25 protein-coding genes are annotated in these 24241 nt (G+C 55.5%); all 25 read left to right on the top strand.

Going from position 1 to position 24241, the window contains the following annotated elements:
* The first annotated feature begins 364 nt into the window (after positions 1 to 364).
* The 25 genes from putP to WG219_14335 all read left to right on the top strand — a co-directional run bounded on the left by putP (position 365) and on the right by WG219_14335 (position 24231).
* Positions 365 to 1852, top strand: a complete 1488-nt coding sequence (gene putP, locus WG219_14455) for a sodium/proline symporter PutP (GenBank protein WXL24515.1) — start codon at positions 365 to 367, stop codon at positions 1850 to 1852.
* 190 nt (positions 1853 to 2042) lie between these two features.
* A complete protein-coding gene (locus WG219_14450) occupies positions 2043 to 2261 on the top strand; it encodes a VF530 family protein (GenBank protein ID WXL24514.1) in 219 nt (72 codons plus the stop codon).
* A 112-nt stretch (positions 2262 to 2373) separates the two neighbouring features.
* Entirely contained in the window at positions 2374 to 2703 is a 330-nt protein-coding gene (fliE, locus tag WG219_14445; protein ID WXL24513.1) for a flagellar hook-basal body complex protein FliE, read from the top strand.
* Positions 2704 to 2718: 15 nt separating this feature from the next.
* Positions 2719 to 4503: a flagellar basal-body MS-ring/collar protein FliF gene (gene fliF / locus WG219_14440; protein ID WXL24512.1), complete on the top strand. Its 1785-nt coding sequence runs from the start codon at positions 2719 to 2721 to the stop codon at positions 4501 to 4503.
* Positions 4496 to 5512: a flagellar motor switch protein FliG gene (gene fliG / locus WG219_14435; GenBank protein WXL24511.1), complete on the top strand. Its 1017-nt coding sequence runs from the start codon at positions 4496 to 4498 to the stop codon at positions 5510 to 5512. The genes fliF and fliG overlap by 8 nt, the downstream gene beginning before the upstream one ends.
* Positions 5513 to 5515: 3 nt before the next feature.
* Entirely contained in the window at positions 5516 to 6313 is a 798-nt protein-coding gene (fliH, locus tag WG219_14430) for a flagellar assembly protein FliH (protein WXL24510.1), read from the top strand.
* Positions 6303 to 7667: a flagellar protein export ATPase FliI gene (gene fliI / locus WG219_14425; GenBank protein WXL24509.1), complete on the top strand. Its 1365-nt coding sequence runs from the start codon at positions 6303 to 6305 to the stop codon at positions 7665 to 7667. The genes fliH and fliI overlap by 11 nt, the downstream gene beginning before the upstream one ends.
* Before the next feature lie 3 nt (positions 7668 to 7670).
* On the top strand, positions 7671 to 8123 hold the full coding sequence (gene fliJ, locus WG219_14420; protein WXL24508.1) for a flagellar export protein FliJ: 453 nt from the start codon (positions 7671 to 7673) through the stop codon (positions 8121 to 8123).
* Positions 8124 to 8234: 111 nt separating this feature from the next.
* Positions 8235 to 8588: an Hpt domain-containing protein gene (locus WG219_14415; protein WXL24507.1), complete on the top strand. Its 354-nt coding sequence runs from the start codon at positions 8235 to 8237 to the stop codon at positions 8586 to 8588.
* An 85-nt stretch (positions 8589 to 8673) separates the two neighbouring features.
* Entirely contained in the window at positions 8674 to 9894 is a 1221-nt protein-coding gene (locus WG219_14410; protein WXL24506.1) for a flagellar hook-length control protein FliK, read from the top strand.
* Positions 9895 to 10124: 230 nt separating this feature from the next.
* Positions 10125 to 10646 carry a flagellar basal body-associated protein FliL gene (locus WG219_14405; protein ID WXL24505.1) on the top strand — a complete coding sequence of 174 codons (522 nt, stop codon included), beginning with the start codon at positions 10125 to 10127 and terminating at the stop codon, positions 10644 to 10646.
* A 13-nt stretch (positions 10647 to 10659) separates the two neighbouring features.
* Positions 10660 to 11631: a flagellar motor switch protein FliM gene (gene fliM / locus WG219_14400; protein ID WXL24504.1), complete on the top strand. Its 972-nt coding sequence runs from the start codon at positions 10660 to 10662 to the stop codon at positions 11629 to 11631.
* A 36-nt stretch (positions 11632 to 11667) separates the two neighbouring features.
* Positions 11668 to 12138 carry a flagellar motor switch protein FliN gene (gene fliN, locus WG219_14395; protein ID WXL24503.1) on the top strand — a complete coding sequence of 157 codons (471 nt, stop codon included), beginning with the start codon at positions 11668 to 11670 and terminating at the stop codon, positions 12136 to 12138.
* A 1-nt stretch (position 12139) separates the two neighbouring features.
* Complete coding sequence (gene fliO / locus WG219_14390) at positions 12140 to 12562, top strand: flagellar biosynthetic protein FliO (GenBank protein ID WXL24502.1); 423 nt, start codon at positions 12140 to 12142, stop codon at positions 12560 to 12562.
* A complete protein-coding gene (fliP, locus tag WG219_14385) occupies positions 12562 to 13317 on the top strand; it encodes a flagellar type III secretion system pore protein FliP (protein ID WXL24501.1) in 756 nt (251 codons plus the stop codon). Before fliO ends, fliP begins: the two co-directional genes overlap by 1 nt.
* 2 nt (positions 13318 to 13319) lie before the next feature.
* The gene (gene fliQ / locus WG219_14380) at positions 13320 to 13589 is read left to right on the top strand and encodes a flagellar biosynthesis protein FliQ (protein ID WXL24500.1); all 270 of its coding nucleotides are present in this window, start codon (positions 13320 to 13322) and stop codon (positions 13587 to 13589) included.
* A 1-nt stretch (position 13590) separates the two neighbouring features.
* Positions 13591 to 14367 (top strand): flagellar biosynthetic protein FliR, encoded by a 777-nt coding sequence (gene fliR, locus WG219_14375; GenBank protein WXL24499.1) that lies wholly within the window; start codon positions 13591 to 13593, stop codon positions 14365 to 14367.
* 3 nt (positions 14368 to 14370) lie between these two features.
* Positions 14371 to 15507: a flagellar biosynthesis protein FlhB gene (flhB, locus tag WG219_14370; GenBank protein WXL24498.1), complete on the top strand. Its 1137-nt coding sequence runs from the start codon at positions 14371 to 14373 to the stop codon at positions 15505 to 15507.
* 133 nt (positions 15508 to 15640) lie between these two features.
* Positions 15641 to 17764: a flagellar biosynthesis protein FlhA gene (gene flhA / locus WG219_14365; GenBank protein WXL28013.1), complete on the top strand. Its 2124-nt coding sequence runs from the start codon at positions 15641 to 15643 to the stop codon at positions 17762 to 17764.
* A gap of 15 nt (positions 17765 to 17779) precedes the next feature.
* Entirely contained in the window at positions 17780 to 19099 is a 1320-nt protein-coding gene (gene flhF / locus WG219_14360; GenBank protein ID WXL24497.1) for a flagellar biosynthesis protein FlhF, read from the top strand.
* Positions 19100 to 19170: 71 nt separating this feature from the next.
* Positions 19171 to 20001, top strand: a complete 831-nt coding sequence (fleN, locus tag WG219_14355; GenBank protein ID WXL24496.1) for a flagellar synthesis regulator FleN — start codon at positions 19171 to 19173, stop codon at positions 19999 to 20001.
* A complete protein-coding gene (fliA, locus tag WG219_14350; protein ID WXL24495.1) occupies positions 19998 to 20744 on the top strand; it encodes an RNA polymerase sigma factor FliA in 747 nt (248 codons plus the stop codon). The genes fleN and fliA overlap by 4 nt, the downstream gene beginning before the upstream one ends.
* Before the next feature lie 82 nt (positions 20745 to 20826).
* Positions 20827 to 21201, top strand: a complete 375-nt coding sequence (locus WG219_14345; protein WXL24494.1) for a chemotaxis response regulator CheY — start codon at positions 20827 to 20829, stop codon at positions 21199 to 21201.
* A gap of 19 nt (positions 21202 to 21220) precedes the next feature.
* Positions 21221 to 22009 (top strand): protein phosphatase CheZ, encoded by a 789-nt coding sequence (locus WG219_14340; protein ID WXL24493.1) that lies wholly within the window; start codon positions 21221 to 21223, stop codon positions 22007 to 22009.
* Positions 22010 to 22020: 11 nt separating this feature from the next.
* Positions 22021 to 24231: a chemotaxis protein CheA gene (locus tag WG219_14335; protein ID WXL24492.1), complete on the top strand. Its 2211-nt coding sequence runs from the start codon at positions 22021 to 22023 to the stop codon at positions 24229 to 24231.
* The last annotated feature ends 10 nt before the right edge of the window (positions 24232 to 24241 follow it).

Genomic DNA, 24241 nt, shown 5'->3' with positions numbered 1-24241 from the left:
AAAAGAACAGGAGTTTTTTGCAAGAATCTCGTGGCGTCGAGCCACTAAATTCCGTCACCTGTTTTTGCATATAAATAGCCGTTGTGGGCATTACACTCCTACGGTTTGCAATTATTACGCTACACCTATACAGGAAGAACCGCTGATTTCAGGTAATAGATGCTGATTGATGCGTAGGGGTGATGGGCTTCTGAGTCATTGCACGGAAGTCAGGTGAACTATGGATAGCGCCACGTAAGTGAGACAGGCTTGCAATCTGTTTTTCAGCATTACAACACCTGCTGGATCAAGGGTGTGGACGTTTACGTTGGCGGCGGGGCTGTTCCCCTACGTCGAATAACAACAATTCAAGAGGGAGCTCTTAATGACAGCTAATACACCGATGATTGTCACCTTCGTGGTGTACATCGCGTTGATGGTATTGATTGGCTTATTTGCCTATATGCGTACCAATAACCTGTCCGACTATATTCTCGGCGGCCGTAGCCTCGGAAGTTTCGTCACTGCTCTGTCGGCTGGCGCTTCAGATATGAGTGGTTGGTTGCTGATGGGTTTGCCCGGGGCCATTTACCTGTCCGGTCTTTCTGAAGCCTGGATTGCTATCGGCCTGATCGCCGGTGCCTACCTGAACTGGCTGTTTGTAGCGGGTCGCCTGCGTGTACAGACTGAGCACAATGGTAATGCGCTGACGCTGCCTGACTATTTCACCCACCGTTTTGAAGACAACAGCCGCGTGCTGCGTATCTTCTCGGCTCTGGTGATTCTGGTGTTCTTCACCATCTACTGTGCTTCCGGTGTCGTCGCGGGTGCTCGTCTGTTCGAAAGTACCTTTGGTATGTCGTACCAGACTGCATTGTGGGCTGGCGCTGCGGCCACCATCGCTTACACCTTCATTGGCGGATTCCTGGCGGTGAGCTGGACTGACACGGTTCAGGCTACCCTGATGATCTTTGCGCTGATCCTGACGCCAGTTGTTGTCATGGTTGCTACCGGCGGTATTGATCCGACCTTCGCCGCCATTGAGCTGCAGGACGCCACCAATTTCGACATGCTTAAAGGTGCAACCTTTGTTGGTGTGATTTCCCTAATGGCGTGGGGCTTGGGCTACTTTGGTCAGCCGCATATCCTGGCGCGTTTTATGGCGGCTGATTCGGTCAAATCCATTCCGGCTGCACGCCGTATCTCCATGACCTGGATGATCCTGTGCTTGGGTGGTGCTGTAGCCGTGGGCTTCTTCGGTATTGCCTACTTCTCGGCTAACCCGTCTGTAGCGGGGCCGGTTACTGAAAACCCAGAGCGTGTGTTCATTGAGCTGGCCAAGATCCTGTTTAACCCATGGATCGCTGGTGTGCTGCTGTCGGCCATTCTGGCTGCGGTTATGAGCACCCTGAGCTGCCAATTGCTGGTGTGCTCCAGTGCGCTGACCGAGGACTTCTACAAGGCCTTCATCCGCAAGCAGGCTTCACAGAAAGAGCTGGTGTGGGTCGGTCGCGCCATGGTGATGCTGATTGCAATCATCGCCATCATGCTAGCTGCTAACCCGAACAACCGTGTACTGGGCCTGGTGTCCTATGCGTGGGCTGGTTTCGGTGCTGCGTTTGGTCCTGTCGTGATCCTGTCATTGGTTTGGAAACAAATGACGCGTAACGGTGCTCTGGCCGGCATGATTGTCGGTGCCGTGACTGTGATCCTGTGGAAAAACTACCTGGCGCATCTGGGGCTGTATGAAATCATCCCTGGCTTTATCTTCGCGACGCTGGCCATCCTGATCTTCAGCAAGGTCGGTAATGGTCCATCGGCCAGTATGCTCAAGCGCTTTGATGAAGCTGAGAAAGAATACCGCTCAGCCTAAGGCTGGACGTTACGGCAGCTGAGAGGTCGCTCAGCTGTCGATGTAGTTGAGTGCGTGCGACCATTCATGACCGGCCCGGCTAATTAGCCTGGCCGGTTTTTTATTGGCACATATTTTTATATCAGTGCTTTCAGTCTCAAGCTGGCTTGGCTAAGGTGTCGGCGTATTTTGTATAAGGACAAAGGTTTGCATGAGTCACTCATCAAATAACCCGCTGCATGGTGTCACCTTAGAGGCGCTGCTCAATGAGCTGGTGTCCCGCTACGGGTGGGAGGGGCTGGCTCAGCGCATAGATATTCGCTGTTTCAAAAACGACCCGAGCATCAAGTCGAGCTTGAGCTTTCTTCGTAAAACGCCTTGGGCGCGGGAAAAGGTTGAAGCGTTGTACATCCGCATGAAGCAGGCATAAACCGGTTTTAGACCCTGTCTGAACCTTCTACTCATAAATCTGGCATCTTTGTTGCACTACCTCATGCAAACGCCGCGAAGCGTCAAAAAAATCGCGGCCCGTGGAGGTAGAGATGAGCCAAGGTATTGAATTCAATCGCTTAATGTTGGAAATGCGCTCGCTGCAGGCTGATGCCATGGCGCGTCAGAAGCCTGTGAGCAGTGTCCCGGAAGCGGGGATGCCGAGCTTCTCCGACATGTTGGGGCAGGCGGTTAATAAGGTGCATGAGGCCCAGCAGGCTGCTAGCCAGCTGGCGACAGCCTTTGAAATGGGTACCAGTGGTGTTGATTTGACCGATGTGATGATTGCGTCGCAGAAGTCCAGTGTTTCCTTTCAGGCTATGACCCAGGTTCGTAATAAGCTGGTTCAGGCCTATCAAGACATTATGCAGATGCCGGTATAAGGGTGGAGCTGAATCATGGCTGAGGCTGCTGCAAACGTTCCTGCCACCACAGGTGGTGAAGAACCGAAAAAACCACTGTTCGGGCTGACATTCCTGGAAAACCTTTCCGATATGTCGATGCTGCGGCAGGTTGGCCTATTGGTAGGGTTGGCTGCCAGTGTGGCAATCGGTTTTGCCGTTGTGCTGTGGTCGCAACAGCCGGATTACCGTCCTTTGTACGGCAGCCTGGATGGTATGGACGCCTCGCAGGTTATGGAAACGCTCTCTGCCGCGGACATCCAGTACACCGTTGAGCCTAACTCCGGTGCGCTGTTGGTTAAGGCAGATGATTTAGCCCGCGCCCGTATGCGTCTTGCTGCCGCGGGTGTGGCCCCGCGTGACACCAGTGTCGGCTTTGAAATTCTCGATCAGGAGCAAGGCCTGGGTACCAGCCAGTTCATGGAGAGCACGCGCTACCGCCGTGGCTTGGAAGGCGAGCTGGCTCGTACTATCTCCAGCTTGAACAACGTTAAATCAGCACGTGTTCACTTGGCCCTGCCCAAAAGCTCCGTGTTCGTTCGTGATGAGCGTAAACCGAGCGCTTCGGTACTGGTTGAGCTGTATTCCGGGCGTGGCTTGGAGCCGAGCCAGGTCATGGCCATTGTGAATCTGGTCGCAAGCAGTGTGCCGGAGATGAACAAGAACCAGGTCACTGTGGTTGATCAGAAAGGTAATTTGCTTTCCGACATTCAGGAAATGTCTGAGCTGACCATGGCTGGCAAGCAGTTCGAGTACAGCCGCCGTATGGAAAGCCTGTTTACCCAGCGTGTACACAATATTTTGCAACCGGTGCTGGGCAACGGCCGCTACAAGGCTGAAGTGTCGGCAGATGTAGACTTCAGTGCAGTTGAGTCCACTTCGGAGTCCTTCAACCCGGATCAACCTGCCCTGCGCAGCGAACAGTCGGTCAATGAGCAACGTACTAGCAGCCAGCCTCCCCAAGGCGTACCAGGAGCCCTGAGCAACCAACCTCCGGCGGCGGGTGCTGCGCCGCAACAAGCTACAGCTGCTGCCGCGCCAACTGGTCCAGTGCCGGCTGGTCAGCCCTTACTGGATGCCAACGGTCAGCAGATCATGGACCCGGCTACCGGCCAGCCGATGTTGGCTCCGTATCCTGCTGACAAGCGTGAGCAGGCTACCCGAAATTACGAGCTGGACCGTTCTGTCAGCTACACCAAACAGCAGCAAGGACGTCTGCGTCGACTTTCTGTCGCGGTGGTGGTGGATGATCAAGTCAAGGTCGATCCGGCTACCGGTGCGGTTACTCGTACTCCGTGGAGCAGTGAGGATTTGGCACGCTTTACCCGTCTGGTGCAAGATTCCGTCGGTTTCGATGCCACCCGTGGTGACAGTGTCAGTGTGATCAATACGCCGTTCAGTGATACCGGTCTGGAGGAAGAAATCGACATTCCGTTCTATACCCAGCCGTGGTTCTGGGACATCGTTAAGCAAGTGCTCGGCGTCGCATTCATCCTGATTCTGGTGTTTGGCGTCCTGCGTCCAGTGCTCAAGAACATTACTAACCCGAACAAGCCTGCTGAAGATGAGCGCGATGGTGAGTTGGAGTTGGGTGAAATGGGCGCGCTGGGCTCTGATCTCGCAGAAGACCGGGTCAGCATCGGTGGCGCAGCACAAAGCATTCTGCTGCCGAGCCCGAGTGAAGGGTATGATGCACAGCTAAATGCCATCAAAAATCTGGTGGCAGAAGACCCGGGTCGGGTGGCTCAAGTAGTTAAAGAGTGGATTAACGCCGATGAGTGATAATCGAGCCGTCAGCAAAATGAACAAAGTCGACAAGGCAGCCATTCTGTTGTTGTCGCTGGGCGAAACCGACGCTGCTCAGGTCTTGCGTCACCTGGGGCCAAAAGAGGTGCAGCGCGTCGGTATGGCGATGGCGAGCATGCGCAACATTCAGCGCGAGCAGGTTGAGCAGGTGATGGCTGAGTTCGTCGAAATTGTTGGCGATCAGACCAGCCTGGGCGTTGGTGCCGACGGCTACATTCGTAAGATGCTTACCCAGGCGTTGGGTGAGGACAAAGCGGGCAGCCTGATCGACCGTATTCTGTTGGGTGGCAATACCAGTGGCTTGGACAGCCTGAAGTGGATGGAGCCGCGTGCGGTCGCGGATGTGATTCGCTACGAGCACCCACAGATTCAAGCCATCGTAGTGGCCTATTTGGATCCTGATCAGGCGGGTGAAGTGCTCAGCCACTTCGACCACAAGGTGCGACTGGATATTGTCCTGCGGGTTTCTTCCCTGAACACCGTGCAGCCAGCCGCACTGAAAGAGCTGAACCAAATTCTCGAGAAGCAGTTCTCTGGCAGTTCCAACACTTCCCGCGCGGCCTTGGGCGGCGTGAAGCGGGCTGCAGACATCATGAACTTCCTCGACAGTTCGGTGGAAGGTCAGTTGATGGACGCCATTCGCGAGATCGACGAAGACCTGTCCGGGCAGATCGAAGACCTCATGTTTGTATTCGACAACCTGGCCGATGTGGACGACCGTGGTATTCAGGCGCTTCTGCGCGAGGTCTCGTCCGATGTATTGGTTCTGTCCCTGAAAGGGGCAGACGATGCGGTCAGAGAAAAGGTCTTCAAGAACATGTCCAAGCGTGCTGCCGAGTTGCTGCGTGATGATCTTGAGGCTAAAGGCCCGGTTCGCGTCAGTGATGTGGAAGCAGCGCAGAAAGAAATCCTCACCATTGCCCGCCGTATGGCTGAGGCAGGGGAGATCGTTCTGGGTGGTAAGGGTGGCGAGGAAATGGTCTAAACCATGACGACCAAAGAGTCCTCCAGCGATTTGATTCGCGCGCAAGACCTTAAGGGTGTCGATGTCTGGCGACTGCCCAGCTTTGACCCGGATGTGCCTGAGCCGGAACCGGAGCCCGTTATTGTCGAAGAGGCCATTCCTGAGCCCGAGCCTGAGAGCCAGGAAGTGCCTATCGAGGAAGTCAAACCTTTGACACTCGAAGAGTTGGAGGCTATCCGTCAGGATGCCTACAACGAAGGTTTTGCCACGGGTGAGAAGGACGGTTTCCGTGCCGGTCAGCTTAAGGCCAGGCAGGAGAGTGAAGAGGCGTTGACGCCTAAGCTGGCCGCTCTTGAAACTCTGCTGAAGAACCTCTTTGCGCCGATCGCCGAGCAGGACCAGCAGCTGGAAGAGGCCATGGTCGCATTGGTTGAGCACGTCGTCCGTGAAGTGATCCAGCGTGAGCTGGAAATAGACTCCAGCCAGATTCGTCAGGTCCTTACGGAAGCGCTCAAACTGCTGCCCATGGGGGCCGAAAATATTCGCGTCTTTGTTAACCCCCAAGACTTTGAACTGATCAAGGCTCTTCGTGAGCGTCAGGAAGAAAACTGGCGCATTCTTGAAGATGCATCGCTGTTGCCCGGCGGTTGTCGGGTCGAGAGCGAGGTCAGTCGCATTGATGCAACGATGGAAACGCGCCTTGATCTGGCCATCAAGCAGTTGCTGGATCAGAAGCGTGAGCAGCGCACCAATCCGCAAGACCCGGACATGGACATTGACCTAGAGGCTCCGGTTGATGAGGACGCCCCGGATGCGCCTTGAGCGAACCAGCTTCGCCAAACGGCTGTTTGGCTACACCGATGCTGTTCAGTTGCCGTCCCAACCTGTGGTTGAAGGACGGCTGCTGCGCATGGTTGGTCTGACGCTGGAGGCCGAAGGGTTGCGTGCGGCATTGGGGAGTCGCTGCTTGGTGATTAACGACGATAGCCATCATCCGGTGCAGGTTGAGGCCGAGGTGATGGGGTTCTCGTCCGGCAAGATATTCCTGATGCCGGTTGGCAGTCTGGCAGGTATTGCACCGGGCGCGCGCGTTGTGCCTTTGCCGGATACCGGGCGCCTGCCCATGGGCATGTCGATGCTTGGCCGTGTGCTGGATGGGGCCGGTCGCCCCCTCGACAGCAAAGGCGGGATGAAAGCCGAGGACTGGGTGCCGATGGATGGGCCCACCATCAACCCGCTCAATCGACACCCGATCTGTGAGCCGCTGGACGTGGGTATCCGCTCTATCAACGGTTTGTTGACCGTAGGGCGTGGTCAGCGTCTTGGTCTGTTTGCCGGTACCGGTGTCGGTAAGTCGGTGCTGCTGGGCATGATGACGCGGTTTACCGAGGCTGAAATCATCGTGGTCGGCCTGATCGGTGAGCGGGGCCGCGAAGTAAAAGAATTCATTGACGAAATCCTGGGGGAGGAGGGCATCAAGCGTTCTGTCGTTGTCGCTTCCCCTGCAGATGATGCGCCACTGATGCGCCTGCGTGCTGCTCAGTACTGTACCCGTATCGCTGAATATTTTCGGGACAAGGGCAAGAACGTCCTGCTTTTGATGGACTCCTTGACCCGTTACGCGCAGGCCCAACGGGAAATCGCCCTGGCCATTGGCGAACCCCCCGCGACTAAGGGCTATCCGCCTTCGGTATTTGCCAAGCTGCCGAAGCTGGTAGAGCGCGCCGGTAACGCCGAAGAAGGTGGGGGTTCTATTACCGCCTTCTACACCGTGCTGTCTGAAGGTGACGACCAGCAGGACCCGATTGCCGATGCGGCGCGGGGTGTGTTGGACGGTCACTTCGTATTGTCCCGCCGCTTGGCTGAAGAGGGGCACTATCCGGCTATCGATATTGAAGCGTCCATCAGCCGGGTTATGCCACAAGTGGTGAGCCCTGAGCATTTGCGTCAGGCTCAGCGCTTCAAGCAGTTGTGGTCGCGTTATCAACAAAGTCGCGATCTGATCAGCGTCGGGGCATATGTGCCTGGCGGTGATCCGGATACTGATATGGCCATTGCCCGTCAACCGGCCATGGTCAGCTATTTGCGTCAGGGCCTGCACGACAATGAGAGCATGGAGGCTTGCCGCACGTTGTTGGCCGCAACCTTAAATCCGCAAGCTGCGGGCGGTGCTTGATAAATGTCAAAGGCCCGTGCCGCACGCCTGGCACCAGTGGTGGAAATGGCTGAGAAAGAGGAGCGAGACGCTGCGACTCTGCTTGGCCGTTGCCAGGGGCAGTTGCAACAGGCCGAACGTCAGCTCGGTGATCTGCAAAACTACCTTGGTGACTATCAGCAGCAGTGGATCACTGAAGGCCAGCGTGGTGTATCGGGGCAGTGGCTGATGAACTATCAGCGCTTTCTTTCTCAGTTGGAAACCGCGATTAACCAGCAGCGCAATAGCGTCGAATGGCACCGTTCCAATATGCTCAAGGCTCGTGATGCTTGGCAACAGCGCTATGCCCGCCTGGAAGGGTTGCGCAAACTGGTCAAGCGCTACCTTGATGAGGCCAGAATGGCTGAAGATAAGCGCGAGCAGAAACTGCTGGATGAACTTGCGCAGCGTTTACGTCCGAACAACCATCCCGATTGAGATGAGTCCATCCCCTCAAAAACGCTGAAAGTACTGCAATTAACCCTGTGCGTAGCGTTTTAAAAGTAGCCCCTGCATAATCCCAAGTCCACGCCAGCGGAGGGCACAGGTGTGTCTGATATCCACGTAGATGATGACGTTTTAACGACTTTGCGGGACGTTATGGAAGATGAGTATCCGGCTTTGCTGGAGGCTTATCTGGTTGACGCTGAAGAACGTCTGAGTGTGCTGCGCGAGACCCTAGCTCGGGCAGATGCGGAGGGGATGCGCCAGGCTGCACACAGCTTCAAAGGTAGCTGTGGCAATTTAGGGGTGGCGCGGCTGGCAGAGTTTTGCCAGCAACTGGAACGTGTTGCGCGGGCGGGCGAGCTTGAGCTCGGCCAGCACTTGCTGGCGCAGATGGAGCTGGAGTTTGTCTTGGTTCGTGGCCTGTTCGAGGCAGAATTGAAACGCTTTATTGCGTAATCACACGCCATAAAAATTAAATCTGTGTAAGTTGGCCCGCCGTTTGCTTTGACATAGGCATCACCCACTTGTACGGAGAGTATGCATGTCGGTTGCTCCCGATCTGCTGTTGAATACAACGGCAGAAATCAAAAACCGGAACGCTCCATCTCAGACACCTGCGAGACAGGCAGAGCCCAGTCAGAATGAGTCTTCCAGCTTTTCTCAGGTCTACGCCAAAGAGCGTCAGGCTCAGGTTGCCGAGCGCCGGGATGCTGCCGCCGAGCGGGTCCGCGAGAGCCAGGCAAAGGATCAGGCTGTCAAAGAACCAGCACCAGAGGACGCCGTTGCGGTCGATGACGTTGCCGAAAGCGGCAATGACTTGCCGGAAGACGAAGTCGAAACCTCAGCACTTGACCCGCTGCTGCTGTTTGGCATGACTGGTGAGTTGCCGGATGCTGCTCTGCCCGGCCAAGTGGATGCTGACGCTTTCTTGGCAACCGCCAATCTACAAAGCTCCGGCCCAGCTTCGCTGACTGAAGCCAGCTTTGATCCTGAGCAAGACGCACTTAACCAGATGCAGGCTGTGAAAATGGCCCTGAACATCGGCCAGCAAGCGCAGGGTAAGCCTGGGAGTCCATCTGCAGAGCTGAGTGACGATCTGTTGGCTCAGCAGCTTATCGCGGATGGAGCAGATGCTGAAGGCGGTGATTTGGAACTGACTGAGTTCGACTTACAGGGTTTAACCGGTAAATCGCTGGAAGCCCTGAAGGAAGGAACGGCCAACGCTGCGCCTGAGAATTTCGTCAGTAAGTTGAGTGCACTGAGTCAGGCTGTGACCCAGCAAGCCTCTGCGGCGCGTAGCCCTATCGTCGGTCAGCCGGTTGCTATGCAGCAGGGGGGCTGGACTGAAGCAGTGGTCGACCGGGTGATGCTGATGTCCAGCCATAACCTAAAAACCGCTGAAATTCAACTCGACCCAGCGGAGTTGGGGCGTCTCGATATTCGTATCAGTGTGAATCAGGACCAGAGTTTGGTGACCTTTGCCAGCCCTCATGCCGGGGTGCGTGAAGCGCTGGATTCACAAATGCATCGCCTACGGGAAATGTTCGCTCAGCAGGGCATGGGGCAGGTGGATGTGAATGTCTCCGATCAGTCACCTAACCGTGGTTGGCAGGGGCAGGAGAGCCAAGCTGAAGGGGGGCAGCGTGGCTTGGGGGCTGAAGGCGGGCTGGCTGAGAGTGAGGGCTCGCATCAGTCAGTCGCTGCTGAACCCACAACTCGGGCTTCGCTATTAGCGCGTAGCTTGGTTGATTATTACGCCTGATGCGTCTGCTGCTGTAGTTGTAAGCCGCTCTGTTCTAAACTGCGTGTCGCCCGCTCCCGGCTTCGGGGCGGGCGATTTTGTTTGTAAGATGGCGATAAACTATCACTGCTCTTGTTGATCGGGTTTAAAGGTCATCACGCATTTGGGCGGGTTTGCTGAAAGTCTGGCATAACACTTGCTCATAACCCATTGAATACGGATAACTCTCCGAATAACGACGGATTATTGGCATGGCTAAGAAAGGTGCAGCGCCTAACCCTGCGGGTAACGAAAAGCCGGCAGGCAAGTTCAAACTGATCATTGTGATCTTGATCGCCGTTTTGGTGGCGATGGCGCTGTCGGTTGCTGGAACTTGGTTTTATCTGAGCAAACAGTCTGGTGGTGATTCTGAGCCATCGGCGAGCGCGGAGCAGGCTGCCCCTGTCGGTAAACAACCCGCCATTTACGAAGAGCTAGCGCCTGCTTTTGTGGTGAATTTTACACATGAGGGCCGCGCTCGCTACATGCAGGTAAGTGTTGCTTTGATGGCGCGGGATAAGGCTGCGCTAGACGCGTTAAAAGTACATATGCCGGTACTGCGTAATCGTCTAGTCATGCTGTTTGGCAATGCCGACTTTGGTACTTTGATGAGTGCCCCCGGCCGAGAATTACTGCGTCAGCAGGCCACTGTCAGTGTGCAAGAGCTGGCACAAAAAGAGACCGGCAAAGTGACGGTCGAGCAAGTATTGTTTACCAACCTCGTATTGCAGTAACCAGGAGCCCTGTATGGCTGTGCAAGACCTGCTTTCCCAAGATGAAATTGACGCGCTGTTACATGGTGTCGATGACGGCTTGGTTGAAACCGAGGACGATGCCGAACCGGGCAGTGTCAGGCAGTATGACCTGACCAGTCAGGACCGAATTGTCCGGGGACGCATGCCGACCCTGGAAATGATTAACGAGCGTTTTGCCCGTTACACCCGTATCAGCATGTTCAACCTGTTGCGTCGCTCCGCCGATGTGGCCGTGGGTGGCGTGCAGGTGATGAAGTTTGGTGAGTACGTGCATTCGTTGTACGTGCCGACCAGCCTCAACTTGGTCAAGATGAAGCCTTTGCGCGGCACATCGCTATTCATCCTGGATGCCAAGTTGGTGTTCAAGTTGGTGGACAACTTCTTCGGTGGCGATGGCCGTCATGCCAAGATTGAAGGCCGTGAGTTCACGCCCACTGAGCTGCGGGTAGTGCGCATGGTGCTGGATCAGGCGTTCACTGACCTGAAGGAAGCCTGGCATGCGGTGATGGATATCAACTTCGAGTACGTCAACTCGGAAGTGAATCCGGCCTTGGCCAACATCGTCAGCCCCAGTGAAGTGGTGGTGGTGTCCACTTTCCATATTGAGCTGGACGGTGGCGGCGGTGACCTGCACATCACCATGCCGTATTCGATGATTGAGCCGATCCGTGAAATGCTCGATGCCGGTTTCCAGTCGGATGTCGACGATCAAGACGAGCGCTGGGTTAAGGCTTTGCGCGAAGACATCATGGGGGTCAGTGTTCCTCTGGGGGCCACCATTGCCCGTCGCCAGCTCAAGCTGCGCGATATCCTGCATATGCAGCCGGGTGATGTGATCCCGGTTGAGCTGCCTGAAGACGTCATCATGTGCGCCAACGGAGTGCCAGCCTTTAAGGTCAAGCTGGGTTCGCATAAGGGCAATCTGGCTTTGCAGGTGCTCGATCCGGTCGAGCGTCAGCGCTAATTTTTTATCCCATTCAACGCCAGCCGAGGAAAGACCATGGCAGACGAAAATCAAAACGAAGGCACTTCCGCCGAACAGGCGTTAGCCGATGAGTGGGCTGCTGCATTGTCAGAGGCTGGATCACCGGCCAGTCAGGATGATATTGACGCTATGTTGGCCGCCAGCGATCCGGTCCCAGCTCCGCCGCGTGCGCCGATGGAAGAGTTCAACAGCGCTCCTAAATCAAACGTGCCTGTGAATCTGGATGGCCCGAATCTCGATGTGATTCTGGACATTCCGGTGTCCATTTCCATGGAAGTCGGTAATACCGACATCACCATCCGCAACTTGCTGCAGCTCAATCAGGGGTCGGTGATTGAGCTGGACCGGTTGGCCGGTGAGCCACTGGATGTGCTGGTCAACGGTACGCTGATTGCTCACGGTGAAGTGGTTGTGGTCAACGAGAAATTCGGTATCCGCCTGACTGATGTGATCAGCCCGAGCGAACGTATCAAGAAGCTGCGCTGACATGCATAAGTGGATTCTTTCAAGCCTGCTTCTACCGCTGACGGCTGTCGCAGCTGAGCCCGCGACGCCTCAAGTCAGCAGTGGCGATATGGGCAGCCAGCTGGGTCAGATGCTGTTTGGCTTGCTGTTGGTGATCGGCCTGATCTTCGCATTGGCCTGGCTGATGCGCCGGGTGCAGCGCATTGTTCCGCGTGGCGGGCAGGTGGTTAAGGTGCTGGCGACCCAGCCCTTGGGCCCGCGGGACCGTTTGCTATTGGTGCAGGTCGGCAGTGAGCAAGTGCTGCTTGGATTTACCCCCGGCAACATCACCACGCTGCATGTGCTTAAAGAACCTGTGCATTTGCCGGATACCGAGCCTGCAACCGGCGAGTTTGCTCAGCGGCTGATGGAGCTGTTGGGCAAAGACCAGAAGGACAAGTCTTGATGAGCGTGCTGCGCCTGTTGCTGTTGCTGGTTGCTTCTTTGGCTGCGCCGCTGGCGCTGGGGGCTGATAACCCGCTGTCGATCCCAGCCATAACCCTGAGCACGGATACAGAGGGGCAGCAGGAGTATTCGGTCAGTCTGCAAATTTTGATGATTATGACGGCGCTGAGTTTTATCCCAGCGTTCGTCATGCTCATGACCAGCTTCACCCGCATCATCATTGTGTTTTCCATCTTGCGTCAGGCCCTGGGCCTGCAGCAGACGCCATCCAACCAGATTCTGGTGGGTATGGCGCTGTTTCTGACCATGTTCATCATGGCGCCGGTGTTCGATGAGATTAACCGTGATGCTTTGCAGCCGTATCTGAATGAGCAGTTGCCCGCGCAAGAAGCGATCCGTAAGGCCGAGCTACCGATGCGCAACTTTATGTTGTCGCAGACCCGTGAGAGTGACCTTGAACTGTTTGTGCGTCTTTCAAAGCGCACCGACATTGCCAGCCCAGACGAAACCCCGCTGACGATTCTGATCCCGGCGTTTGTGACGTCTGAGCTAAAAACTGCGTTCCAGATCGGCTTCATGATCTTTATTCCGTTCCTGATCATCGACATGGTGGTGGCCAGTATCCTTATGGCGATGGGTATGATGATGCTCTCGCCACTGATCATTTCCCTGCCGTTCAAAATCATGTTGTTTGTGCTGATTGATGGCTGGGCTTTGATTATGGGCACGCTGGCCGCTAGCTTCGGAGGAACCTAGCAATGACGCCTGAAGTTGCAGTCGACATTGTGCGTGAGGCGTTGTGGCTGACCTCCTTGATCGTTGCGGTCATGGTTGTGCCGAGCCTGGTGGTCGGTTTGATTGTGGCCATGTTTCAGGCGGCCACCCAGATAAACGAACAAACCTTGAGCTTTTTGCCCAGGCTGCTTGTCATTCTTCTGGCGCTGATTTTTGCTGGCCCGTGGCTGGTGCGTCAGTTGATGGAGTACACGCAGAATTTGATCATGAACATTCCCATGTTGATCGGCTGACATGCTGGAGTTAACCAACGCGCAGATCGGGGCCTGGGTGGGGAGTTTTATCCTGCCGTTGTTCCGCATCAGTGCCTTGTTCATGTTTATGCCGCTGATTGGCACGCAACTCGTTTCAGCGAGGATTCGACTGTACCTGGCGCTGGCCATCTGCATAGTGATTGTGCCGACGCTTCCACCGATGCCGCAGGTGGATGCGATCAGCCTCAAGGCGATCTGGTGGATTGCTCAGGAAGTGCTGATCGGCGCGATGATGGGGTTTGCCCTGCAGCTGTTGTTTCAAGTCTTCACCATTGCCGGTCAAATCGTCGCCATGCAAATGGGCTTGGGCTTTGCTTCCATGGTCGATCCGGCCAACGGGGTTTCTGTGGCGGTCATCGGTCAGGCCTTCATGATTTTGGTGACCTTGCTGTTTTTGGCCATGAACGCTCATCTGGTGGTGTTCGAGGTGCTGGCCGAAAGCTTTGTCACCCTGCCGGTGGGCAGTGGATTTCAGGTGGAGACCTACTGGGGGATCGTAACCCGGTTGGGGTGGGTGTTTGGGGCTGCGCTGTTGTTGGTGTTGCCTGCGATTACTGCGCTGCTGGTGATCAACCTGGCTTTCGGCGTAATGACCCGTGCGGCCCCGCAGCTGAATATCTTTTCCATCGGCTTCCCCCTGACGCTGGTGCTGGGGTTGGTGATCGTCTGGTTGGGGGTGGCGGATGTTCTCAGCCAGTACCAGTTGTTTGCGACTGAAGCACTGCAATTCATGCGTGATCTGGTGCGGGTGAAATAAACCATGGCCGAATCCGAAAGTGGTGCCGATAAGAGCGAGGAACCCACGGAGAAACGCCTGCGCGAATCCCGTGAGAAGGGCCAGATTGCCCGTTCCAAAGAGCTCAATACGTTGGCTGTAACCCTGGGTGGATTTGGCGGCATGCTGGCGTTCGGGGGCGGCATCGGCAACGCGATGCTGGACATCATGCGCGGCAACTTTGAGCTGAGCCGCGATGTGATCATGGATGAAAACAGCATGGGTCTATGGTTGGCGGCTTCTGGCCAATTGGCGCTGGAGTCGCTGATGCCGCTGTTGGTGCTGCTGCTGATTGTGTCGATTGCCGGTCCGATCTCGTTGGGGGGCTGGCTGTTTTCCGCCGAGTCGATGGCACCTAAGTTCAGCCGAATGAACCCCTTGTCGGGGCTTAAGCGCATGTTCTCCATGCAGGCTCTGGCTGAGCTGCTCAAGGCGTTAGCTAAGTTTCTGGTGATTTTGATTGTTGGTGTCAGCGTATTGTCATCCTGGAAAGGGGATTTGCTGGCCATCGCCCATGAGCCGATTGAAACCGCCATCATCCATTCCATGATCATTGTGGGCTGGAGTGCGTTGTGGATGTCTTGCGGGTTAATTCTGATTGCTGCTGTGGATGTGCCGTTCCAGCTGTGGAGCACTAAGCAGAAGTTGATGATGACCAAGCAGGAGGTTCGTGACGAATACAAAGACTCTGAAGGTAAACCTGAAGTTAAATCGCGTATTCGCCAGATGCAGCGGGAAATGGCTGAGCGCCGTATGATGCAGGCGGTGCCGGAGGCTGATGTGGTCATTACCAACCCGACCCACTTTGCGGTGGCGCTCAAATACGATGCGGATAAGGGCAACGCACCGATTCTGCTGGCCAAGGGGGGCGACTTCACTGCCTTGAAAATCCGTGAAATCGCCAATGAGCACAAAGTCATGGTGCTGGAGTCCCCGGCGCTGGCTCGGGCGGTGTATTACTCGACGGATTTGGATCAGGAGATCCCAGCAGGGCTCTATTTGGCCGTGGCGCAGGTACTGGCTTACGTCTACCAGTTGCGCCAGTACCAAGCTGGCAAGGCAAAGCGCCCTGGTCCGTTGCCGGATCTGCCGATTCCGCCGGATCTACGTCGCGACGAATAATTTTTACCCCTCAATACCCTGATTTCCATCTGATTTTTGCAATGAGTGCAAAGTTGGAAGGGTTCTTGCAGACCTCAGCTGAAAAGGCGTAATCGCGTCAAAAGTTTGATAGGTCTGGGGTATGGCAGTGGCAATCAATCGCGCACAACTGGTAAGTGATGCTCGCAGTAATCTGGCGGGCTTGCGGCATGGCAATCTGGGGATTCCCTTGTTGCTGCTGGTCATGCTGGCGATGGTCATGCTGCCGGTGCCGCCGTTCCTGCTGGACGTGCTGTTCACCTTCAGTATTGCCTTGTCGATTGTGGTCCTGCTGGTTGCCATCTACGCCTTGCGGCCGCTGGATTTCGCCGTCTTCCCAACCATTTTGCTGGCTGCCACGCTGCTGCGTCTGGCGCTTAACGTTGCCTCTACGCGGGTGGTTTTGCTCCACGGTCAGGACGGTCATGACGCTGCCGGTAAGGTGATTCAGGCCTTCGGTGAGGTGGTGATCGGCGGTAACTACGTAGTGGGTATCGTGGTGTTTGCGATCCTGATGATCATCAACTTCGTGGTGGTCACCAAGGGGGCTGGACGTATTTCCGAGGTAAGTGCCCGCTTTACCTTGGATGCAATGCCCGGCAAGCAAATGGCCATTGATGCCGACCTTAACGCTGGTCTGATTGATCAAGCTGAAGCCAAGAAACGCCGTAGTGAAGTGGCTCAAGAAGCCGACTTCTATGGCTCCATGGACGGTGCGAGTAAGTTCGTCCGTGGTGATGCCATTGCTGGTCTGCTGATCCTCTTCATCAACCTCATCGGTGGTATGGCCATCGGTATCCTGCAACACGACCTGACGTTTGCGGACGCGGGCAAGATCTACACCCTGCTGACCATTGGTGACGGTCTTGTGGCGCAGATTCCGTCGCTGCTGCTCTCCACTGCTGCCGCAATCATGGTGACCCGTGTCTCCAGCGCTGAAGACATGGGTGCCCAGGTTAACCGTCAAATGTTTGCCTCACCTCGTGCGCTGGCCGTAACAGGGGCGGTGATGATTGCGATGGGATTGGTGCCGGGCATGCCTCATGTACCGTTCATTGGCCTCGGACTGATCGCAGCGGGAGCGGCCTATTGGATTGCCAATAAAACACGCAAAGTTAAGGAAGAAGAGGTTAAAGAAGCGGCTCGTCAGCAGGAGCTGCTGCCTGCTCAGCGCGCCCAAGAGGTCAAAGAACTGGGGTGGGATGACGTGCAGCTGGTGGATATGGTCGGCTTGGAAGTGGGTTATCGCCTGATTCCGCTGGTGGACCGTAACCAAGGTGGTCAATTGCTGGCGCGTATCAAGGGCGTGCGTAAGAAATTGTCGCAAGAGATGGGCTTCCTGATGCCGTCGGTGCACATCCGCGACAACCTTGATCTGCAACCCAATGGTTATCGCTTGACCCTGATGGGGGTCAGTGTGGCTGAGGCTGAGGTGTATCCAGAGCGTGAACTGGCGATTAACCCTGGTCAGGTGTTCGGCCCGCTTAACGGCATTGCGGCACAGGACCCAGCGTTTGGTCTGGAAGCGGTGTGGATTGAGCCAAGCCAGCGTGATCAGGCGCAGTCACTGGGCTACACCGTGGTAGACGCAAGCACTGTAGTGGCTACGCACCTGAACCAGATTCTGCACAAGCATGCTCATGAATTGCTGGGGCATGAAGAAGTGCAGCAGCTCATGAGCCTGTTGGCGAAAAGTTCGCCGAAGCTGGCCGAGGAATTGGTTCCCGGGCTGGTGTCGCTGTCGACCTTGCTGAAAGTGTTGCAGGCGTTGTTGCAGGAGCAGGTGCCAGTGCGGGATATCCGTACTATCGCTGAGGCCATCGCCAACGTCGCGCCTAAGAGTCAAGATCCCGCCGCGATGGTAGCAGCAGCCCGTGTCGCATTGTCCCGTGCAATCGTGCAAAGCATTGTGGGACTAGACTCCGAGCTGCCTGTGATTACCTTGGAACCAAGGTTGGAACAGATATTGCTTAATAGTATCCAGAAGGCCGGACAAGGTTCCGAGGAGGGCATCCTCCTTGAACCTGGAATGGCAGAAAAGCTGCAGCGTTCGTTGATAGATGCAGCCCAGCGTCAGGAAATGCTCGGCAAGCCAGTCATTCTGCTGGTGGCCGGTCCTGTAAGGGCAATGCTCTCGCGATTCGCGCGGTTGGCAGTTCCGAGTATCCATGTTTTGGCATACCAGGAAATTCCGGATAACAAGCAAGTCACCATCGTTGCGACGGTAGGACAGAACTAATCGAGGTTACAGGCCATGCAGGTCAAACGTTTTTTCGCAGTCGATATGCGCACCGCTATGAAATTGGTACGCGATGAGCTGGGTGCCGACGCCTCGATTATTGGTAATCGTCGAGTGGCCGGAGGTGTTGAGTTGACCGCAGCGCTTGATTATCAAGCACCGCCTGCGGCGACCCGCCAGGCTAACCCGGCACTCGAAGCCGAGCTGCGTAAAACTCAGGCGAAAATTGCCTCGGCTCATGCGGAACTGACCACTCGCGCCACCACTAACGCGAGCAAGGATCGTCAACTGTTTGGCGCAGACTTGCCAAATGTTCAGGCGGACCAATTAAGTGAGGCCCTTCGGGGTAAAGCTGCTGCAACTGCGATGCCTACCAGTGCCGCTGCGGTAGACCAGAATGCGCTCGATGCAATGCGTTACGAGCTCAATGGTCTGCGTGAATTGATTGAGGTGCAGTTGGGCTCCATTGCCTGGGGGCAAATGCAAAGCCGCAAGCCGCAGCAAGCTAACCTCTGGCGTCGGCTGCAGCGCATGGGGATTCCTGCTGACTTGGCTAAGACGCTGCTTGATCGCGTTGCGACGATTACTGAACCGCGTCAGGCTTGGCGCATGCTATTGGCTCATTTGGCCCACAGCATCAAAACCCCGCAGCATGAGCCGATGGAAGAGGGCGGTGTGATTGCCCTTGTCGGTCCGGCAGGTATGGGCAAAACCACAACGCTGGCCAAACTGGCAGCACGTTATGTGCTCAAATATGGCGCCCAAAATATCGCGCTGGTCAGCATGGACAGCTATCGTATCGGTGCGCAGGAGCAGATCAAGACGCTGGGGCGCATTCTCGATGTGTCGGTGACCTTGGTTGATCCAACCCAGTCATTGACTCAGGCGCTGGCCCCTCTGGCACGTAAGCGCGTGGTATTGATTGATACCGCTGGACTGCCGGTGAATGACCCGGCTCTGCGCATGCAGCTCGAAGCGCTGGCTAGTCGTGGTATCAATGCAAAAAATTATCTGGTTATGGCAGCGACAAGTCAGGGCCAAGTGCTCAAAGCGGCCTACCATAGTTATAAGCGCTGCGGTCTTGCTGGTTGCATCATTACCAAGGCTGATGAGGCTGTCAGCATGGGTGAGGTTTTAGGGCTGGCAATTAGCCAGTGTCTACCGGTAGCCTATCTCACCGATGGGCCGCGAATTCCAGATGACCTGCAGGTTCCACGCAGTCATCAATTGGTCAGCCGTGCTGTAGGTCTGCAGGCTGGTCAGGAGCCGAGTGAGGATACAATGGCTGATATGTTTGCTGGGCTGTATCAACAACCTGCCCGGCAGGTCGGTTAATAGCCCGCTCAGCTGGATCAAGATTAGATGGCCAGGTGGCCGGTCGAAGTTAGACAAGGTGTGTAAAAAATATGGGTATGCATCCCGTTCAGGTGATTGCGGTGACCGGCGGCAAAGGTGGCGTCGGCAAAACCAATGTGTCAGTCAATCTGGCACTGGCGCTGGCCGATCTCGGGCGTCGGGTCATGCTGATGGACGCTGACCTGGGCCTGGCCAACGTCGATGTGCTGCTCGGCCTCAATGCCAAGCGCACCCTTGAAGATGTGGTAAGTGGCGAGTGTGACTTGCGTGATGTTCTGATTCAGGGTCCCGGTGGTATCCGTATCGTGCCGGCTGCATCGGGTATCCAGAGCATGGTGCAACTGTCTCCGATGCAGCATGCGGGGCTAATTCAGGCGTTCAGCGAAATCAGTGACAATCTGGATGTTCTGATCATCGATACTGCGGCCGGGATTGGTGATGGTGTGGTCAGCTTCGTTCGCGCTGCGCAGGAAGTACTGGTGGTGGTCTGTGACGAGCCCACTTCGATCACGGATGCCTACGCTTTGATCAAACTTCTCAACCGTGATCATGGTATGACGCGTTTCCGGGTGTTGGCCAACATGGCTCACAGCCCTCAGGAAGGACGCAATCTGTTCGCCAAACTGACTAAGGTCACTGATCGCTTTCTGGATGTTGCCCTACAGTATGTAGGTGCGGTCCCTTATGACGAGTCTGTGCGCAAAGCTGTGCAGAAGCAAAGGGCCGTTTATGAGGCGTTCCCACGCTCTAAGTGTGCTCTGGCATTCAAGGCTATTGCGCAGAAGGTTGATGCCTGGCCACTGCCAGCCAACCCGCGTGGCCACTTGGAGTTTTTTGTTGAGCGCCTGGTACAACAGCCGGTTACGGATTCTTCTGTATGACAGTTGCTTCGGGTCTTCGTATGTACAGTAAAGCGCAGGCTCAGGACTCCAAATATCAGTTGGTGGAGCGCTATGCGCCCCTGGTAAAGCGCATTGCTTACCACATGTTGGGGCGTCTGCCAGCCAGCGTACAAGTCGATGACTTGATTCAGGCCGGTATGATTGGCCTGCTGGAAGCTGCGCAAAAATATGATGCGACTAAGGGCGCCAGTTTCGAAACATTTGCCGGTATTCGCATTCGTGGCTCCATGCTGGATGAGGTGCGCAAGGGCGACTGGGCGCCACGTTCGGTGCACCGCAACAGCCGTATGGTCAGTGATGCCATACGAAAAGTTGAGGCTAGAACAGGCCGTGATGCTAAAGATCAGGAAGTTGCTGCCGAACTCCAATTGAGTCTCGAAGATTACTACGGCATTCTTGGCGACACTTTGGGCAGCCGTTTGTTCAGTTTTGATGACCTGTTGCAGGACGGTGAACATGGGGGGATGTCCGAAGACGCTAGCAACACCAACCATGAACCCTCGCGTGATCTGGAAGATGAGCGATTCCAGGCAGCACTGGCGGATGCCATTGCCAACCTGCCGGAGCGTGAGCGACTGGTTCTTGCACTTTATTACGACGAAGAATTGAACCTTAAAGAGATCGGTGAAGTGCTGGGCGTGAGTGAGTCGCGTGTTAGCCAGTTACACAGTCAATGTGCTGCGCGTTTGCGGGCTCGCCTGAGCGACTGGCGCGCACATTGAATAAAGCCGGTTTCACGATTAAAAGCGCAAACAGAATGCTGAGTGCGTTTGGGACTGTACGGAGGTCGACTTGGACAAGAATATGAAAATCCTCATCGTTGACGATTTTTCGACGATGCGACGGATCATTAAGAACCTCCTGCGTGATTTGGGGTTCACCAACACTGCAGAAGCGGACGATGGCACCACTGCGTTGCCGATGCTGCAAAGCGGCAATTTCGATTTTCTGGTAACGGACTGGAACATGCCTGGAATGACCGGCATTGACCTGCTGCGCGCAGTGCGTGCAGACGACCGTCTAAAGTCCATGCCAGTGCTGATGGTTACTGCTGAAGCCAAGCGTGATCAGATCATTGAAGCGGCCCAAGCCGGGGTAAATGGCTATGTGGTCAAACCTTTCACAGCGCAGGTCCTGAAAGAGAAGATCGAAAAGATTTTCGAACGGGTCAACGGCTGAGGTTCGGCATGAGGCTGCTATGGAAAATAAAGACTCCGTGCAAGGCGAACTTGAGTCGACCTTGAAACAAAATGCCCGGCAATTGGTTGAAAGCCTTGAGCAGGGTAAGTTCGGCGATGCGGTCCAGCTGATTCACGAGCTTAATAAGGCGCGTGACCGTGGTCTTTACCACGAAGTCGGCAAATTGACGCGTGAGCTGCACAACTCCATCGTCAATTTTCAAATTGATCCACGGGTTCCGTACGCCACAGAAATTTCTCAGATCACTGATGCAACCGAGCGCCTCAACTACGTAGTGACGATGACTGAAAACGCAGCCAATCGCACTATGGATCTGGTTGAGGAAAGCGCTCCAGTGCTTAACGACATAGCCGATGAAGCTAAGAGCTTGAGCGAGGACTGGGGGCGTTTCATGCGTCGTGAAATGAACGCAGAAGGCTTTCGTGATCTGGCTAAGCGGGTTGATCAGTTCTTGGCGCGTAGCGTTCGGGATAACCACACCGTATCCAGCAATCTGAACGATATTTTGCTGGCTCAGGACTATCAGGACCTGACCGGCCAAGTCATCAAACGCGTTACGCAACTGGTGACAGAGGTTGAGCAGAACCTGCTGAAGCTGGTGATCATGGCCAGCCAAGTCGACCAGTTCGCCGGTATTGAGCACAACTATGAGTTGCTGCGCGCGGAACAGGAACAACTAAAAAAACCTTCTCAAGGTGAAGGTCCGCAGATTAATGCCGATAAGCGTGAAGACGTCGCATCGAGTCAGGATGATGTCGACGATCTGCTTTCCAGCCTGGGATTTTAGGAGTAACCCTTATGAGCTTTGGCGCCGATGAAGAGATCCTCCAGGACTTCCTGGTGGAGGCCGGCGAGATTCTTGAACAATTGTCCGAGCAGCTGGTAGAGCTGGAAAGTCGTCCGGACGACATGGATCTGCTCAATGCCATCTTTCGTGGTTTTCACACCGTTAAAGGTGGCGCGGGTTTTCTCCAGCTCAATGAGCTGGTCGAATGCTGCCATGTTGCAGAAAACGTTTTTGACATCCTTCGCAAGGGCGAACGTCGTGTCGACTCCGCTCTCATGGATGTGGTGCTGGAAGCACTGGACGCTGTTAACGGTATGTTTGCCGAGGTGCGCGAGCGCACCGATCTGACACCGGCCTCGCCTGAGCTGCTTGAGGCATTGGCACGCTTGGCTAAACCTGGCGATTCAGAGGAGGCAGCGCCTGCGCAAGAAGAAGTTGTGGCAGAACCCGAGCCTGAGCCCGTTGCTGTTGTAGCGGAATCTCCTGTGGAGGACATTACCGACAGTGAGTTCGAACAGCTTTTGGGCGCGCTTGATGAGTCAGCCAGTCAGGCCGCTGCCGCTGCAGGCAACGATGAAATTACTGACGACGAGTTCGAATCGCTGTTGGATCAGTTGCATGGCAAAGGTCAGTTCTCTGCCCAAGCAGTGACACCTGCACCCGAGCAGCCTGCTGCAAGTGGCGATGAGATTACGGACGATGAGTTCGAGTCATTGCTGGACCAGTTGCACGGCAAGGGCCAATTCTCACCGCAAGCTGTGGCACCTACGCCTGTGGCTAGTGAGCCAGCTAGCGACAACATCACCGATGATGAATTTGAAGCGCTGCTGGACCAACTGCACGGCAAGGGTAAATTCGGCGAGGCTGATACTGCTGCACCGGCTAGTACCGTAGCTCCTGCTGCCAAGGCTGCAGAGCCTGTTAAACCTGCCGAACCGGTCAAGGCGGCACCTGCACCTGCACCTGCAGCCAAGCCTGCTCCTGCAAAAGTAGCTCCAGCCAAAGCGCCTGCGCCCGCTGCTGCGCCTGCCGACAAAGCGGCTCACGCAACCGAGGCAGAAACGACTGTTCGCGTGGATACTGCACGCCTCGATGAAATCATGAACATGGTTGGCGAGCTTGTGCTGGTGCGTAACCGCTTGGTTCGGTTGGGGGCTAGCAGCTCGGATGAAGCCATGTCCAAGGCCGTTTCGAACCTTGACGTGGTGACTGCCGATTTGCAAACGGCAGTGATGAAGACGCGTATGCAGCCGATCAAGAAAGTATTCGGCCGCTTCCCGCGCCTGGTTCGCGACTTGGCTCGTAACCTTAAAAAAGAGATCAACCTGGAACTGGTCGGTGAAGAAACCGATCTGGACAAAAACCTGGTTGAAGCGCTGGCCGATCCGCTGGTGCACTTGGTTCGCAACGCGGTTGACCACGGCATTGAAACCCCGGAAGAGCGTGAAGCGTCCGGCAAGTCTCGCAGTGGCAAGGTCGTGCTGGCAGCCGAACAAGAAGGCGACCACATCCTGCTGACCATCTCTGACGATGGTAAAGGTATGGATGCCAATATCCTGCGTGCCAAAGCGGTTGAGAAAGGCATGCTGGACAAAGACGCCGCCGAACGATTGAGCGACTTTGAGTGCTACAACCTGATCTTCGCGCCGGGCTTCTCGACCAAAACTGAGATTTCCGATGTGTCGGGGCGTGGTGTGGGCATGGACGTGGTGAAAACCAAGATTTCCCAGCTCAACGGCACAGTCAATGTCTACTCCAGCAAGGGCCAGGGCTCCAAGATCGTCATTAAGGTGCCGCTGACATTGGCGATCATGCCAACGCTGATGGTGATGCTGGGTAACCAGGCGTTCGCTTTCCCGCTGGTGAACGTCAACGAAATTTTCCATCTGGACCTGTCCCGTACCAACGTGGTGGACGGTCAGGAAGTGGTGATCGTTCGTGATAAGGCCCTGCCGCTGTTCTACCTCAAGCGTTGGTTAGTTAATGGCGCTGCGCATGAGGAGCAGAGGGAAGGTCACGTAGTCATCCTCACGGTGGGCAGTCAGCGTATTGGTTTTGTTGTCGATCAATTGGTCGGGCAGGAAGAAGTGGTCATTAAACCACTGGGCAAAATGTTGCAGGGTACGCCGGGTATGTCTGGTGCAACCATTACCGGTGACGGCCGTATTGCCCTGATCCTTGATGTCCCCAGCATGCTTAAACGTTACGCTCGACGTATCTGATTGTTTGCGG

The organism is Pseudomonas mendocina (genome assembly GCA_037482215.1).
Lineage (GTDB): Bacteria > Pseudomonadota > Gammaproteobacteria > Pseudomonadales > Pseudomonadaceae > Aquipseudomonas > Aquipseudomonas mendocina_E.
Note: the sequence above shows the minus strand (reverse complement) of the source record. Positions and strands in the feature narration are given on the sequence as shown.